General features: G+C 44.7%; 9 protein-coding genes and 2 pseudogenes. 9 read left to right on the top strand and 2 right to left on the bottom strand.

Annotated elements, in window-relative coordinates; translation table 11 throughout:
* Nucleotides 1-27: 27 nt before the first annotated feature.
* Both ACEN82_RS22955 and ACEN82_RS22950 read left to right on the top strand, forming a co-directional pair.
* Complete coding sequence (locus ACEN82_RS22955; RefSeq protein WP_413321178.1) at nucleotides 28-1,281, top strand: right-handed parallel beta-helix repeat-containing protein; 1,254 nt, start codon at nucleotides 28-30, stop codon at nucleotides 1,279-1,281.
* Between the two features lie 62 nt (nucleotides 1,282-1,343).
* Nucleotides 1,344-2,441 carry a phytase gene (locus ACEN82_RS22950; RefSeq protein ID WP_413321179.1) on the top strand — a complete coding sequence of 366 codons (1,098 nt, stop codon included), beginning with the start codon at nucleotides 1,344-1,346 and terminating at the stop codon, nucleotides 2,439-2,441.
* Between the two features lie 100 nt (nucleotides 2,442-2,541).
* Here the strand turns inward: ACEN82_RS22950 and ACEN82_RS22945 are convergent, their stop codons facing one another.
* On the bottom strand, nucleotides 2,542-3,102 hold the full coding sequence (locus ACEN82_RS22945) for a thioredoxin family protein (protein WP_413321180.1): 561 nt from the start codon (nucleotides 3,100-3,102) through the stop codon (nucleotides 2,542-2,544).
* Between the two features lie 153 nt (nucleotides 3,103-3,255).
* On the opposite strand from ACEN82_RS22945, the pseudogene ACEN82_RS22940 reads away from it, so the two are divergent.
* The 5 genes and pseudogenes from ACEN82_RS22940 to ACEN82_RS22920 all read left to right on the top strand — a co-directional run.
* A pseudogene (locus tag ACEN82_RS22940) lies at nucleotides 3,256-3,507 on the top strand (glycosyl hydrolase 53 family protein); the annotation flags it as partial.
* Between the two features lie 38 nt (nucleotides 3,508-3,545).
* Nucleotides 3,546-4,283: pseudogene (locus ACEN82_RS22935) on the top strand (glycosyl hydrolase 53 family protein); the annotation flags it as partial.
* A 177-nt stretch (nucleotides 4,284-4,460) separates the two neighbouring features.
* The gene (locus tag ACEN82_RS22930) at nucleotides 4,461-7,811 is read left to right on the top strand and encodes a VCBS repeat-containing protein (RefSeq protein WP_413321182.1); all 3,351 of its coding nucleotides are present in this window, start codon (nucleotides 4,461-4,463) and stop codon (nucleotides 7,809-7,811) included.
* Nucleotides 7,812-7,821: 10 nt separating this feature from the next.
* Nucleotides 7,822-9,147, top strand: coding sequence for a vanadium-dependent haloperoxidase (locus ACEN82_RS22925; protein WP_413321183.1), 1,326 nt, complete (start codon nucleotides 7,822-7,824; stop codon nucleotides 9,145-9,147).
* A 287-nt stretch (nucleotides 9,148-9,434) separates the two neighbouring features.
* Complete coding sequence (locus ACEN82_RS22920; protein WP_413323213.1) at nucleotides 9,435-10,655, top strand: IS4 family transposase; 1,221 nt, start codon at nucleotides 9,435-9,437, stop codon at nucleotides 10,653-10,655.
* Between the two features lie 298 nt (nucleotides 10,656-10,953).
* Here the strand turns inward: ACEN82_RS22920 and ACEN82_RS22915 are convergent, their stop codons facing one another.
* The gene (locus ACEN82_RS22915) at nucleotides 10,954-12,783 is read right to left on the bottom strand and encodes an ABC transporter ATP-binding protein (protein ID WP_413320065.1); all 1,830 of its coding nucleotides are present in this window, start codon (nucleotides 12,781-12,783) and stop codon (nucleotides 10,954-10,956) included.
* 193 nt (nucleotides 12,784-12,976) lie between these two features.
* Between ACEN82_RS22915 and ACEN82_RS22910 the strand changes: the two genes are divergently transcribed.
* Together ACEN82_RS22910 and ACEN82_RS22905 are read left to right on the top strand one after the other, a co-directional pair.
* Nucleotides 12,977-14,905 (top strand): sialate O-acetylesterase, encoded by a 1,929-nt coding sequence (locus ACEN82_RS22910; RefSeq protein WP_413320067.1) that lies wholly within the window; start codon nucleotides 12,977-12,979, stop codon nucleotides 14,903-14,905.
* 27 nt (nucleotides 14,906-14,932) lie between these two features.
* Entirely contained in the window at nucleotides 14,933-16,456 is a 1,524-nt protein-coding gene (locus tag ACEN82_RS22905; RefSeq protein WP_413320069.1) for a glucuronyl esterase domain-containing protein, read from the top strand.
* Nucleotides 16,457-16,477 lie beyond the last annotated feature (21 nt).

The raw sequence follows: 16,477 nt of genomic DNA, 5'->3' as shown, positions 1-16,477 counted from the left end.
TATCAACCATAAATAAAAGGCATTATAATGAAACTAAAACAAATATTCGCGGCAGTGCTGCTATCGGCTATAGCCTTTAGCAGTTGCAGGAAAGCCAACCTTGATGTTGACACCAGCTCAAATGATGGATCGGCAAGCGGTGAAGTATCAGGCGTTTGGGCTAAAGGCAGCACGCAGATCATTAAAGGTGATATTATTATTCCCGAAGGTAAATCACTTACTATTGAAGAGGGTGTAACCGTATTGATGGATACCATAGCTAAACCTGAATTTATAGTAAAAGGTAACCTGTACTCATTAGGTACCGCCGAAAACCCGGTTAGGATAACTGTAAACCAGGCATATCGTACCGAGGCCAAAAAATTCGGTAAAATGTGGGGCGGGATCCTTGCAGCTAAAACCTGCGCCGAGCTGGTACTTGACCATACTATTTTGGAGTATGGCGGTAATACCACTTCTGATGCTTCAACGTCGGTAAAACAAGGCCTTTACAAAGCAGTAGCCGGCGAAAATGTACCCGCATTGTGGTTTTCGAACGTTAACGGCAAACTGATTGTTGTAAACTCAACTATCCGTAACTTTCAGGAAGATTGTACTTATATAGAGGGTGGCAAGATCATTTTTGCCAACAATACTTTTTATACCACAGGGGTAACAGGCGGTGAGGCCATGAACTTTAAATCGGGCTGTTTGGCTGACGTTGGCTTTAACCTGGTTTACAGCGCCAACACCAATGCACTGAAGTTATCGAACTCAGGCGACCGTACGCCGCAGGCTTACATAATCTGTTATAATAACACCATGGTAAATACCGGCTGGCGCAGGCCATCGGCAAAGGGCGGTTCTATCTGGCTGGAAAACAACGTACATGCCGATATTTACAACAACCTGTTTGCAAACACACGTTTTGGTATCAAACGCGACACCAAATCTACCGAAGATAAGCGTACTGTGATCAGTAATAATCTTTACTACGGCTACGATCAAACTACGGTAAACCAGTTTCAGCCGTCAAAAGATATTATTGGTGGTGTTAATGAGGTCAGAGGCACAAAAGCAGGCGATAACGATCCTAAATTTGTGAACTATCCGGAATCTACGCCAGTGCTAAACGCTGTTTTTGACACCAATTGGGATTTTCATTTGCAAAGCGGTTCTCCTGCTTTAAATCATGGTATAACCAACTTCACCCGTCACCACGCTGCAGGTATCACCGTAAACGGAATAAATTACGTATCTCCTGCTCCGGCTAATTACATTGGCGCTTTCGGAACAAAATAAATTAACTCATGGCAATGATCCTGCATACTTCTGCAGGATCATTTTTTTATTAATAATAAAAGATGAATAAACTGAGCAAATTAACATTTGTACTACTTGCTATTGCCATAGGTAATACCGCCTGCGGCCAAAGCCAGATAGGCAACAAAGGGCTTACCATCCCGGGCAGCACAGCACCCGAAATAAAACCAGTAGTTGTTACCGAACCGGTGTTATACGATACCGATGATCCGGCCATATGGATCAATCCTGCCGATCCTGCGCAAAGCCTGATCATCGGCACCGATAAAAACAGCGAAGGCGCCCTTTACGTGTTCGACCTGCAGGGTAAAATTATTAAGGATAAGGTTGTTCGTGGCTTAAAGCGGCCAAACAATGTTGACCTGGCCTATGGGTTGATGCTTGGCGGCAAACCCACCGATATTGTTATTACTACCGAGCGCATGGCCCATAAACTGCGGATCTATTCGTTGCCTGATATGAAACCTGTAGATAATGGCGGCATTGACGCATTTGTTGGCGAAACGGGTTTTGAATACCGCGATTTAATGGGCATCTCCATCTATACTGCAAAAGATGGAAAAATGTATGCCGTCGCAGGTCGCAAAAATGGTCCGCAAACAGGCGGATATATTTGGCAGTATTTGCTTGAAGATGATGGTACAGGCAATGTTAAAGCTACATTGGTACGTAAGTTTGGCAAATACAGTGGCAAAAAAGAAATTGAATCAATTGCTGTTGATAATGAGCTGGGGTACATCTACTACTCAGACGAACAGGTAGGCGTTCGCCAGTATTATGCCGACCCTGAAAAAGGAGACCAGGAACTGGCGATCTTCGGTACTTCGGGTTTTAAAGCCGATCATGAAGGGATCTCGATTTATAAGTTGAACGATACAACAGGTTACATTCTCGTATCCGATCAGGGTGCCAACCGTTTCCAGGTTTTCAGCAGGGAAGGTACCAAAGCAAACCCTTTTGAACACAAGTTGCTGAAGATAGCCAACGTAGCCGCAAGACAAAGTGATGGCAGTGACGTAACTGCTACTCCTTTAAATAATACCTTTAAACATGGCATTTTTGTGGTGATGAGTACCGACAAAACTTTCCACTATTACCGCTGGGAAGATATAGCAGGCAAAGAACTTAAGGTAAAATAGTAACATAATATAAAAAGTCGTCATTGCGAGGTACGAAGCAATGACGACTTTTTATCTCTAAGTAATTCTTAGTTATTTGAAGAATACTTTTTCACCAGAATCATAATAGTTTATTTATAATATCTAAAAACTCCAGCTGAAAACTTTCACCTTTATCCTCGTTATACCATTTCTGCAATGCTATCTTTTTTTCGCTCATTTCAATATGGTCTTTCACCATTTGCAGGTATAATCGCTGGCATTCGGCCGGTCGTGGCCCCCATGTCGCAAGGTCTTGATTGCGTTCATCTGCAATAACGATCTTGGGGATTGACCGGGTGCCATTGGTAAGGTAACTTTCAATCAAAAATGGCGGCGAATCCCTTAGCTGATAATCAACTTTAATAAGCGGGTTTAGTTCCGAAAGGCGATGCAGGAACGGTATAGTATGCGAAGCATCGCCGCACCAGGCCTCGGTAATAACCGTCCATAATTGTGGTTTGCTGATCTTTTCGATGGCATTTGTCAAATCCGGGTTCAGTACGCCAATCTTTAGCCAGCGCTGCTGGCGCGACCAATTAAGCTTTGTATAATTTAAATAATCCGGGTTATCGTACGGAGTCGGTGGATTAGGGGTATTCAAAATATCGAAAAATAGCTGTTGATATGCTGTGAAATCCATAATAATTGCATTTGGCGCCATTTATGGCAATTCCTTTTACGATATGAAATTAAATAATGTGCGTCTGAATTTTGTTGATGTAGATTAATTTCGATAACCTTTACCGGGCTATGATTAATATACTATGTATTTTTGATTATCAAAGCGGGGTACATGAAAATTAAAATAAACAAACTGCTATTAACAGCAATTAGCCTGGTATGCACCGGCGCTTTATCTGCCTACAAATATTCGCCGGCTAAAAACGTTCCGGTTAAGTTTAAGCAGATCATGGGCGCCGATATTTCATTTATCCCCCAGTTGGAAGCTGAAGGGCATAAGTTTTATGATAACGGCGTAAACAAGGACCCTTTTACCATTTTGAAAGATCATGGCTTTAACTATGTACGGCTTCGTATATTCAATAATCCTAGGCCGATAGCGGATACTCGGCAAAAGGCTATTGTGGTTTGGAAGATACCAAGAAGATGGCTCTGCGTATTAAAGAAGCCGGAATGGGCTTCTTACTCGATTTTCATTACAGTGATAACTGGGCCGATCCCGGTAAGCAATACAAACCCGCCGCCTGGAAAAAGCTCAACAACCAGCAACTGCAGGATTCTATAAAGACATTTACCCGGCTTACCTTGCTGGCCCTAAAAAAGCAGGGCACGCTGCCCGATATGGTGCAGGTAGGTAACGAAATTAACCACGGCATTTTATGGCCCGACGGCCGTGTCAAAAACCTGGATACCCTGGCCGGCTTTTTAAAGGCTGGCATTAACAGTGTCAAAAGCGTGAGCAGCAATATCAGGGTAATGCTGCATATTGCCTGCGGCGGACAAAATGCAGAATCAAGATACTTTGTAGATAACATGCTCAAACGCAGCGTTAATTTCGATATCATTGGCCAATCATATTATCCCGAGTGGCATGGCACACCGGATAGTTTACGCAACAACCTTACCGACCTCACTGCCCGTTATAAACAGGATGTGATAGTGGTGGAATATTCGCAGCGCAAACGCGAGGTAAATGATATAGCTTTTTCATTACCTGGTAATAAAGTTAAAGGCACTTTTATTTGGGAGCCCTTTAGCTGGGGCGAAACCTTTGTTGATAAACAGGGGAATACTAATGCGCATATGGCTACTTATGACAGCATTAGTAAACAATATCATATTCGGCTGCCCCTTGAATAGGAGGATCATGATACGCTTTTAGCTTTATCATAGGATAAGTAAGGGCAAATCCAATTTGCAGAGTCACTATATGTAGCTTCTTAAAGCGATTTTTCTAAAAATGCTTTGCATGTAGAATAATTGTTATATTGACATCAAATTTGCGATGCCTATTTATCGCAGCCACAATAAACCACAATGAAGATATTCCGGTTCCCCCTCCCGCTTAAAACGCGAAAAGAACGATCGTTTTTGATGTTTCCTGCTGTATGTACGCTGATGTTATTTGCGGGGTGCAATCATGAACCCTCTGCCAACTCGCAACAACCCTTGTTTAAACAGTTGCAGCCGGAACAAACCCATGTTGATTTCGCCAATACCTTAACCGAAGGATTAAACACCAACGTGCTGATGTACGAGTATTTTTATAATGGTGGCGGCGTGGCTGTTGGAGACTTAAACGGCGATGGCCTGCAGGACCTTTATTTTACCGGCAATATGACCGATAATAAATTGTACCTGAACCAGGGCAATATGCAGTTTAAGGATATTACCGCAGATGCCGGAGTAGCAGGCAGGCCCGGTCCCTGGAAAACAGGTGTAACCATGGCCGATGTTGACGGTGACGGTAAGCTGGATATCTACATATGTTATTCGGGTAAAGTACGGGCCGGGAAGCGGGTTAACCAATTATTCATAAACCAGGGAAACAATGCCGCAGGAGTTCCCATGTTTAAAGACCAGACCGCTGATTTTGGCCTTGATTTCCCATCATTCAGTACACAGGCATACTTTTTTGATTATGACCGGGACGGTGACCTCGACCTGTTGTTAGTTAACCACAACCCGGGGCGGATCAGTATTATGGATGATGCCTTTGTTAAGGAGATGTCGGCCAAAAGGGATAACGAATCGGGGATCAGGCTGCTGCGGAATGACAATAATCATTTTACTGACGTTACCGTCGGTGCAGGCATTATCAATACACCGCTATCATACGGCCTTGCAGCAGGTATCGCCGATATTAACGGCGATGGATGGCCGGATATCTATGTATCCAATGATTATAGTATTCCCGACAGGTTGTACATTAATAATGGCAGGGGCAGTTTTGCCGATGAGCTCCAGAAACAAATAGGCCATAGCTCGTTTTACTCTATGGGGAATGATGTAGCCGATATTAATAACGACGGCAAACCCGATATCTACACCCTGGATATGCTTCCCGAAGATAACAAACGGCAAAAACTGCTGTTCGGTATTGATAATTATGAAGCTTTTGACCTGAACCTGAGGGTTGGCTTTTATTACCAGTATATGCGTAATATGCTGCAGATCAATAACGGCAATAACTCGTTCAGCGAGATAGGACAGCTGGCAGGCATCTCCAATACGGATTGGAGCTGGTCGCCCCTTTTTGCCGATTATGATAATGATGGCTGGAAAGACCTGTTTGTAAGTAACGGTTATACCCGTGACTACACCAATATGGATTTTTTAAAGTTTATGGGCGATAACCTTAAAGACAGGCGCGTAATGCGGCAGGACCTTCTGGATATTGTAAGCCAAATGCCATCATCGCAAATGAAAAGTTACCTGTTTAAAAATAATGGTAATACCACATTTACCAATACAAGCGAGCAATGGGGCATAACGCTGCCATCAAACAGCAACGGCGCCGCTTATGCCGATCTGGATAATGACGGTGACCTTGACCTGGTGGTAAATAATATCAATCAGCCGGCTTTTGTTTATGAAAACCAGGCCGCTAAACAAAACGACAACCATTATTTAGCCGTAAAATTAAACGGCAGCGGTGCAAACACCCAGGGTATTGGTGCTAAGGTTAGCATCTATTCGGGCAATAAAACGCAATACCTGGAGCAAATGCCAAACCGTGGTTACCAGTCAACCGTGTCAACAGTACTGCACTTTGGATTGGGAAAAGATAAGCAGGTAGATTCATTAAGGATTACCTGGCAAAGCGGTAAATCACAGGTACTTCAAAAAGTAAAAGCCGATAAACAGCTTGTTTTAAATGAAAAGGATGCCACTGGCGCAAGTCCTGTACGAGAACAGATCAATCCAATATTTAAAGAGGTACCAGCCCCTATCGCAGGCAGCGAAAGCGATAATACCACCAATGATTTTAAAAGGCAGCCGTTAATGGTTAACTCCATATCGTTTTCAGGCTCCATCCTTACTAAAGGCGATGTAAATGGCGATGGGCTTGAGGATATTTATGCCGGCGCGCATGATGGCAAAGCGGGGGTGTTATACCTGCAGCAAAAGGATGGGAAATTTATCAGCAAGGCTATTGCCGCCTTTGAAGCCGATAAAAACAGTACCGATGCCGCAGCTTTATTTTTTGATGCCAATGGCGATGGTAAGCCCGACCTGTATGTAGCCTCCGGCGGCTATGCCGATTATAAACCGGATGATGTCTTATTGCAGGACAGGCTTTATCTCAATGATGGCAAAGGAAATTTTAACAAGACAAACAACGCTTTGCCCAAAATGATCAGCAGTAAAAGCTGTGTAAAAGCAGCCGATATCAATGGCGATGGTTTTCCCGATTTATTTGTCGGCGGCAGGGTAATACCCGGGCAGTATCCCGAAGCGCCCGAAAGCTATATTTTGATCAATGATGGCAAGGGGCATTTTACCAACGAAACCGCAAAATATAACCCGGCATTGAAAAATATAGGCATGGTGACCGATGCTGCCTGGGTTGATATGAACGGTGATAAAAAGCCCGACCTGGTGCTTGCCGGCGAATGGATGCCGATTACGGTTTTTGAAAATAGCGGCACTAAGCTAACCGATGCCACAACAAAATACTTTGATAAAAAATATGCCGGCTGGTGGAACTGTTTACAGGTAAGCGACATCAACCATGACGGCCATCCGGATCTTATAGCCGGAAACATCGGTTTAAATACGCAATGTAAAGCAAGCGATGCCGAGCCTGCGGAAATGTTTTATAAAGATTTTGATGATAACGGCTCCGTTGACCCGATGCTTTGTTTTTACATTCAGCATAAAAGTTACCCCTTTGTAAGCCGCGATGAATTGCTTGACCAGATGAGTGTCATGCGCGGCCGGTTCCCCGATTATAAAAGCTATGCCGATGCTACCATGGACAAGATCTTTACTGCCGAAGAAATGAAGGATGTAAAAAAACTGACAGCCAATGAACTGGCTACAGCATGTTTTATCAGTAATGCACAAGGAAAATTAAAACAGGCGGTATTACCCTTACAGGCCCAGTATTCGCCGGTTTTTACCATTACTTCATTTGATTATGACCATGATGGCAAGGAGGATCTTTTGCTTTGCGGCAACATCAACAAGGCCCGCATCCGTTTTGGTAAATATGACGCTAATTACGGCGTATTGCTTAAGGGTGATGGCAAGGGCAACTATCAATATATAAACCAGCAGCAATCGGGCTTCAGCATCCGGGGCGATGTCAGGAGCGTGCTTCAATTAAATAATGTTTTACTGTTTGCCCTTGATAAAGGCAAACTAAAGGCATACAAGCAATAATACAAAGGCAATGAAAAAACTGTTAATGCTAATACCTGCCTCTGGCTTATTTGCGATGATAAGCTGCAGCCCGAAAAAGCAACCCGAACTAACCAACCAGGACGTGAGCAAAGTCGTTGGCCATATGACCAGCGTAATGATTCATGATGTTACTAACCCGCCATTGGCCGCCCGTTTTTTTGCTTATACCTGCCTTGCCGGGTATGAGGTAGTTGCCGAAAACGACAAACAGATCCATAGTATGCGCGGTGTACTGAATCAATATCCGGATATCAAACACCCCAAACAAAATACCGGTTATAATTATCAGCTAAGCGCAGTACTGGCCATGTTTGAAACATCTGCCAGGCTGTTGCCATCGGGTACCTTAATGCTGGGCTACGAGTCTTCCTTTATTGATTCGTGCAAAAACATCGGCTTCAGCAGCGAGGTGATCGACAGCTCAAAAAGTTATGCCAAAACTATCAGTAAACAGATCCTGGCTTATGCCAGGGCCGATGGTTACCGGAAAATAAGTAACTATCCACGCTATAAGCTTAAGCAAACACCCGGCAGTTGGGACTTGACCCCGCCTGCTTACATGCTACCTGTCGAGCCTTATTTTAACACCATCCGTCCCATGACGCTTGATTCGGCCGCACAATTTGTGCCTGATGCGCCCATTCCATTTTCAACGGATAAAAACTCAACTTTTTATAAATACCTCCAAATGAGCTACGCCAAAAGTGGCAATGCTTTAAAGCAGGAAGAAAAAGATATTGCCAATTTTTGGGATTGTAACCCTTTTGCGGTTCAAAATGACGGGCACATGCTTATCGGCCTAAAAAAGATCTCGCCGGGGGCACATTGGATGGGGATAACGGCTATTGCCTGTAAGCAGGCCAAAACCGGTTTCTCTAAAACGGTGCAGATCAATACCGCTGTAGCCATAGGCCTGCTGGATGGTTTCATTTGCTGCTGGGAAGATAAATACCGCACCAACCGCATCAGGCCCGAAACGGCCATCCGCAGGTACATCGATCCGCATTGGAAACCCCTGCTGCAAACCCCGCCATTCCCGGAGTATATCAGCGGGCATTCGGTGGTTTCAACAACGGCTGCGGTTATCCTTACGCATTACCTGGGCGATAATTTTAAATATACCGATGATGTGGAAGTAAGTTATGGCATCCCGCCAAGGCATTTCAACTCGTTTATACAGGCAGCCAAAGAAGCTGCTATTTCAAGGTTTTGGGGTGGTATACATTTTATGGATGCTATTGATAACGGTATCGTTCAGGGAAATAAAGTTGGCAACCTGGTTGTTGCTAAAATGAGCGGGCAAAAGAAGTTGTAGATATAAGCATGGTTGTTATGAGCGGTGGCGAAAGGGTTTTTCGATAAGTGGAGTTGCTATACAGGGCGAAGATGGTGCTTTCATCTCTCATGACAACGAAAAAAAATGGGTGTCATACTGAGTGTTTAAATCCGGCGGCCTCTGAAGGTAGTATGACATCTCTCCTTAGTCATGCCGAACTTGTTTCACTGTTGTCCGGTAAAAGATTTTTTAGGGAAAAAGGAAGGGATAGCCGAAAGACTACCCCTTTGTGTTGATATTTGAGTTACCACACTTAAATACGCAACATGAGCAAAAGTACTTTTTTTACCGGACAGCCGGTCCTGAATCAGTTATTAGGTTTAATAGATCGTAATAATGTTCGATCATTAGCAAGACGTGGGGATCACGATCTCTACTACCGTTACTTTGATACCTATACACATCTTGTAACGATGCTTTACTGCGTTTTTAACAGATGCACCAGCAGCAGAGAAGTAATCAGCGGCATGAAAGCAAGCTTGCATAAGCTTTATCATATCGGTATAAGTAAATGCCCGGCCAGAAGCACCTTATGTGATGCTAATGCCCAGCGTAGCTTTGAAGTATTCGCCCGTATTTATGATAACCTGTATAGGCGGCATAAGCAACTTTTACCGGACAGCCGATTAAAGATCGATCCTAAGCTATTCATTGCCGATTCTTCAACAATTACCTTATTTCAGCAAATATTGAAAGCCCCAAGCCCGGGAAAGGCCAACGGTAAGAGAAAAGGCGGGATCAAAGTTCATACGCTCATTAAGGCAGCAGATGATGTACCGCTGAAAATCAGCTTCACGGCAGCCAGTGCTAACGATATGCCTTTCCTTAAAGAAATCAAACTCGAACCAGGGTCCTTTATCGTTTTCGATAAAGGTTACGTAGACTATTCTGAATATCAAAGAATGACAAATGAAGGCGTATTCTTTGTCACCAGGCAGAAAAAAGATGCCAAATACTCAACAATGTGGCTGAATGAGCTTAGCGAACAAAGCAAGGCACACGGTGTCATCGAAGATAAACTACTCCTCCAGGGCACACGTACTCAAAAAGAGGGTATCCAGTTGGAGATTCGCCTGGTTACTTTCTTTGACAAAGAAACCGAAAGGACATTTGAGTTTTTAACCAATAATTTCTCGTTACTTCCTGAAGCTATTGCCGATCTTTATAAGAAACGATGGCTTATTGAAATACTATTTAAGCGGGTAAAGCAAAATTTCCCGCTTAAATACTTCCTGGGGGATAATGAGAATGCAATCAAAATACAGATATGGTGCGCTTTTATTGCCGATCTTCTAATCAAAATTGTCCAGGTACAACTCAAAAGACAATGGTCTTTCTCTAATCTGAGTTCAATTATAAGACTCCATCTGATGAGTTATATCCACCTATTTAACTTTCTGAACGATCCGGAGAAACTGTCCGTCATGTCAACAAATCACTCACGGCAACTAAAATTGGGGGCCTTGGACATCCGCTTTAAAACCTAAACCCTTCTTTTTATATCATAATGCAGTCTTTTTATAACAATAACAAACTTTACCGGACAACAGTGAACTTGTTTCGGCACCTCACAAGAAAAGTGGCAAATTTGATTAGCATGGTTGCTTAGCGAGTGGGGTGCTGAAACAAGTTCAGCATGACCTTAATTTTATTATGTCATGGGTAGGCCCTCGAAGCATGGTGGGCTGGCCTCTGCGCGCGACCCTTCGACAAGCTCAGGATGACGGGCCATCTTTTGTCATTTCTTCTTCAAAGCCCAAAGGATGTTTGCTTAAATATCATCCCTTACTGATACCCCGCAGCCTGCAAACTAAATAACTCGGCGTAACGGCCATTGTTTGCCATGAGCTCCTGGTGTGTGCCGGCTTCAAGGATCTTGCCTTTTTCCAATACGATAATCCGGTCGGCAAGCCTTGCTGTTGAAAACCGGTGTGAAATAAGCACAGCCGATTTACCCTGGGTTAATGATGAAAAGCGCTGAAATACCTCATATTCCGCCCGGGCATCGAGCGCTGCAGTTGGCTCGTCAAGGATGAGCACCTGTGCATCTTTCATATAGGCTCTTGCCAGTGCAACTTTCTGCCATTCGCCGCCCGATAATTCAACACCTTCGTTAAACCGCCTGCCCAGCCATTGTTCGTATCCCAGCGGAAGTTTGGCCGCAAGCGCGTCTGCAAGGCTTTCCTGGGCAGCTTTACGGATTAGTTCGGTATTGTCCTGCTCATCAATGTTTCCTACCGCAATATTCTGCGAAAAGCTCATCTGGTAACGGATATAATTCTGGAAAATAATGCCCAGGTTTAACCGGAGATCGGTAAGGTCGTACTCCCTCAAATCTGTACCATCCAGCAGGATGCGCCCTTCTGTAGGATCGTACAGGCGGGCCAATAATTTGACAAGTGTAGTTTTGCCTGCACCGTTCTCGCCTACCAGCGCAATTTTTTCGCCAGGGTGAAGGGTGAAGTTCAGGTGCCTGTTGGCCCATGATTCGGCGTTGTTATATTTAAATCCAACATCCTCAAAAATAAATCCCTGCTTTATTGGATTTGGAAATGGCAAAGGAGAATCGACAACTTTGATCTTTGGTTTGATCTCAAAAAACTCATGAAAGTCGTTGAGGTAGATAGCCCCCTGTGAAACTGATGTAAACCGGTTCAGCGAATTTTCCATCAGGCTGCTCAACTGCCTGAATGAACCGGCCAGGAAGGTAAGCGTACCTACAGAAGACTTGCCCGTAACAGTTTGATAAATAATAAAACCATATGCGGCATAGTAACCAACACTGCCTAAAACAGAAAAGAAGGTACCCCAGGCCGAACGCCTCACAGCCAGTTTGCTGTTATCGGCATAAAATTTATCTGATAACGTTTTGAAGCGGTTAATAATAAAATCAGACAGGCCAAAGATCTTGACTTCCTTAGCTGTTTCGTCGCTTGCACCAAGGTAGCGTACATAATCCAGCTCTCTTCGTTCGGGTGTCTGGCTACGGGTGAGTGCGTAATTCTGGCTGTTGAAATAGCTTTCGCCCAGAAACGAAGGGATGATTGAAATGAGTAGTAACAGGATCAGCCAGGGATTTAAGGTCAGTAAACCGGTAAGCAGGAAAGCCATGGATATAAAATCCTGGATCTGGCTCATTACCTGTGACAACAGAACAGTACGCCCAACGGTTTGCTGCCGGGCACGCTCCAGTTTATCATAAAAAACAGAATCTTCAAATTGCTCCAGGTCCAGCGTGGCCGCATGCCGCATGATGCGCATGGAGGTATAGTTGGCAAAAAGATCGCCCAGCAGGTTGTCCATCAGGCTGATCATCCGGTTTAGGCCGTCAGTTGCCACAGCCAGCAAAAATTCAATGATAACCAGTTTCCATAATTCATGCTGGCTCCCGCCGTGGCGGTTGAGCAATACCACCTGGTCAATGATCAACTTACCTACATACAACAAAGCAACCGGCATGGCCGAACGTATAATACGTAACAAAAAGCTTGCTGTTGTTTTACCAGGACTGCTTTGCCATACCAGCCTGAAAAACCCAGGGAGATTGCTTAATGCCGACAAGCGCTCTCTGAATGAGATCTTTTGTTCTGGTTTGATATTTCTTGTTTTAGCCATCTTCCAGTTTTGATAAATGCGATTTTAAACAAAAAAATGTTCATTGCTACTGCGTTGCAGGACTATGAACACATTTATGATCGTTTACTGACTAATCAGGAATTAAAATGAAAAAGATTTGTGCAATCGATTGCGCAAATCTTTTTTTATTTGTTACTTAGTCAAATAAACCATCAATAAATATTTCGGAGTTATGAGGTCGGTGAAGCTATTACTTGTCGCGCTGTTCGCTTGTTTAATATTACCGTGTTATGGAATAGTGCGCCTGCCGCAACTGGTTGCCGATGGCATGGTATTACAGCGCGATGCCAAAGTGAAGATCTGGGGATGGGCCGATGCAAGCGAAAAGATCACCGTTAATTTTCAGCATAAAACATACCGCACCGTTACTGACGAAAGCGGTTCCTGGAAAATTGCCCTTCAGCCAATGAAAGCCGGGGGGCCGTATACTATGGAAATCACCGGTAATAATCGTATTACTATCCGGGACATTTTAATTGGCGATGTATGGTTTTGTTCGGGGCAATCGAATATGGTTTTGCCTATGGAGCGGGTTAAGGAAAAATATCCTGATGAAATAGCAAAAGCCAATTATCCGCAGATCAGGAATTTTTTCGTTAAAACGGAATCTGACGTAACCAGGCAACATTCGGATCTGTTACCTGGTAAATGGGTTAAGGCAGATTCTGTAACCGTTTTAGGTTTTGGTGCCACATCATGGTTTTTTGCTAAACAGCTTTATCAAAAATATCATGTGCCTATAGGTATCATCAACTCAAGTGTGGGCGGCACGCCCATAGAGGCCTGGATCAGCAGCGAGGGCTTAAAGAACATTCAATCATATCATAACAGGATTGCCCGGTTCAGCAATACGGCATTTATGGATAGTGTGTTGAAAAAGCACCCGGAACCAGTGGAACCGCTTGACGCAGATAAAGGCTTAAATGAGCCTAAACCATGGTATGATACCACCTATCAGCCGCATAACTGGCACCGTTTCTGGCTGCCGGGCTACTGGGCCGATCAGGGAGTAAAAGGCCTGAATGGTGTGGTATGGTTCAGGAAAGAAATCACACTGCCCGCATCGGTACAGGGCAAGACTGCTAAGTTGTATTTAGGTAGGATAGTGGATGCCGATCAAACCTATTTCAATGGCAAGCTGGTAGGAAACATTACTTATCAATACCCTCCAAGGCGCTATACATTGCCTGCCGGATTATTAAAGCCGGGTAAAAATATTATTGTGGTTCGCATTACCAATACATCGGGCAAAGGCGGTTTTGTGCCTGATAAACGGTACTATTTGGCAATAGCCGGTGATACTATCGATCTTCGCGGCGATTGGCAATACAAAGTTGGGCAGGTGTTTGAACCCGTTAGGATGAAACCGGAATTTTCGGCCCAGAATGAACCTACCGGTCTTTACAACACCATGGTAGCGCCCGTTATTAATTATACCATTAAAGGTATGGTTTGGTACCAGGGCGAAAGTAATTCCAGCCGCGTATCCGAATATGGAACCTTGTTAAAGGCTCTTATTGCCGACTGGCGGAATCGCTGGCAACAAGGTAATCTTCCCTTTATTTACGCCCAGCTTCCAAACTTTAACGAGGTACAGTATTCGCCTACAGAAAGCGACTGGGCGCAATTACGCGCCGGTCAGCTTGAGGCCCTTGAAGTGCCCAATACTGGTATGGCGGTAACCATTGATGCCGGCGAGTGGAATGATATCCACCCTCTTAATAAAAAAACAGTGGGTGAGAGGCTTGCCCGCGCTGCCGAAAATGTTGCTTATGGCGATGTGAATGTAGTACCATCCGGCCCGATTTACCAATCGGCTAAAATTGAGGGGAATAAGATTGAGATTGCTTTTAAAAATACAGGTGCGGGGCTTGTCGCTATTGATGGCGAGGAACTGTCACAATTTGCCATCGCCGGGGCCGATAAAAAGTTTGTTTGGGCAAAGGCTATTATTAAAGGAGATAAAGTGCTGGTTTGGACCGATAAAATCTCAGCGCCACTGTATGTAAGGTATGCCTGGGCAGATAATCCGGAGGGGGCAAATCTTTACAATAAGGAAGGCCTCCCCGCATCACCGTTTCAAACAGAGAAGCTACCATAACCATAAACCTATGTAAACCCACGAGCAATGAAAAGTACTGCCTTCTTTTTCTTACTCACATGCGCTATCGCGGCAAAAGCCCAAAATGCTGCACCGGTAAACTTTACTGCCGATCAGGATCACCAGAATATGATGAAGCAGTTAGGTATTAAAACATTACGTAACGGCCCCAGCGGTGACGAATCGGCGCCTAACCATGCCAACTATGATGAGGCTCTGGCTAACCCTTATCCGGATTTGCCCGATGTGCTTACATTAAAAAATGGTAAAAAAGTGACCACCGCCGAAATGTGGTGGAAGCAGCGCCGCCCCGAAATTGCGGAGGATATGGAGCGCGAGGTTTACGGTCGCATTCCTGCTAATGTGCCCAAGGTAACCTGGACAGTTAAAGTAACCGATAAAGAGCGGGTTGGCTTTTATCCGGTGATTGCCAAACAACTGATAGGCCATGTTGATAATACGGCTTATCCGCTTATCAACGTCAATATCGAAATGACCTTAGTGCTCCCCGCAAATGCCAAAGGACCGGTACCGGTATTGATGATGTTTGGCCGAAGCGCGCTACCGGCGCCGGCGCAGCCCCCCGCTGCTGATGTGGAAAAAATCAACGCTGCTTTGAAAGAACTTCTTTTAAAAGAACATCCCGAGTTTAAAACTATTTTTGAGCAATATCCCGCTTATAATCCTATTGCCGAACGATCTCCCTTTGGTCCCGATGGTTTTCCAGTGATGAAAGGCGACCCTCCGACTGCCACGCAACTAATTGCCAATGGATGGGGGTATGTACTTATAGATCCGTCGTCTATCCAGGCAGATAATGGCGAAGGTTTAACCAAAGGGATCATCGGTTTGGTGAACAAAGGCCAGCCCCGTAAGCCGGAGGATTGGGGCGCTTTACGTGCCTGGTCGTGGGGAGCGGCACGCGCATTGGATTACCTGGAAACAGAACCTGCGGTTGATGCCAAACATGTAGGTATTGAAGGCGTTTCCCGCTATGGAAAGGCAGCGCTGGTGACACTTGCTTTTGAACAAAGGTTTGCCATGGGGTTGATAGGTTCGTCCGGTGAGGGAGGGGCCAAGCTGCATCGCCGGAACTTTGGGGAAGCGGTTGAAAGCCTCACAGGTGGCGAATATTATTGGATGGCCGGTAACTTTATAAAATATGGCGCGTCGGATGCTGTGTTTGGTGGCAAAACAGCCAAAGATCTTCCAGTAGATGCACATGAGCTGATTGCCTTGTGTGCCCCGCGGTATACTTTTATAAGCTATGGTATCCCCGGGCAAGGAGACGCCAAATGGCTAGATCAGCAGGGGAGCTACATGGCAACTGTGGCTGCGGGTTCTGTATTTAAACTGCTTGGTGCAAATGACCTCGGCGTTTCAAACGATTATAAAACCGAAAAAATGCCGCCTGTTAATACTGGCTTGCTTGATGGCGAGCTCGCCTGGCGTCAGCATGATGGGGGGCATACCGATGCTCCAAACGTAAAATATTTTATCGCCTGGGCCAATAAATTGATGCATTATGGAAAAGCAGGAAGCGGGAAATGACGTCTCCTTCACGTCATGCCG

The organism is Mucilaginibacter sp. Mucisp73 (assembly GCF_059491465.1).
This window is presented reverse-complemented; position numbering and strand designations above follow the sequence as displayed.